The sequence below is a fragment of the Clostridium estertheticum genome (assembly GCF_018861295.1).
GTDB classification, from domain to species: domain Bacteria; phylum Bacillota; class Clostridia; order Clostridiales; family Clostridiaceae; genus Clostridium_AD; species Clostridium_AD estertheticum_D.
The window spans coordinates 1-507 of record NZ_JAHLDM010000109.1; the positions used below are offsets into that span (position 1 = coordinate 1).

Sequence of the window (507 nt, forward strand, 5' to 3'; positions counted from 1 at the left end):
AATGCCGCGGATACATGAATAGATATTCCTTTAGCTTTCATATATTTTATTTTACCCATTTGGCTAGTGTATGCTGGATTTACATAAAATAAGGCTAAATTTTCTTTAAAAGCCCTGGAACTGATTGCTTCAATGATTTTTTTATGAGCGAACATACTGATTTTCATATTTCGTTTAGTATTCCCATAAGTTAGTTTAGATTTACTGATGTTTTTAATATCCTCACCAGCAAGTGGTTTATTTTTATCCCTGGCTATTTGAACAAGCCCTAAGGCACTCTTTTCTAAATTTTTTGAAATTTGCCCTGAAGTTTTATTTGCTATATTAAAATGTATAGTGCCAAAGTCTAATAGGTTGCCGATGCAATCAGTTTCACTCCATGCAATATGGTCATAGTTTATATCATAGCCTACAACTCCATTTGCCTTAGAATAATTAATTTGACTTTCATCTTTAAATAGTTTATAAGATGGCTTAAACAAAAAGTAATCTCCTTTGTCTTCAATT

Annotated in this window: 1 pseudogene; it reads right to left on the minus strand. The window is 31.0% G+C overall.

The window, feature by feature from the left end:
- Positions 1 to 482, minus strand: a pseudogene (locus KPL54_RS25895) (hypothetical protein); the annotation flags it as partial.
- Between the last annotated feature and the right edge of the window lie 25 nt (positions 483 to 507).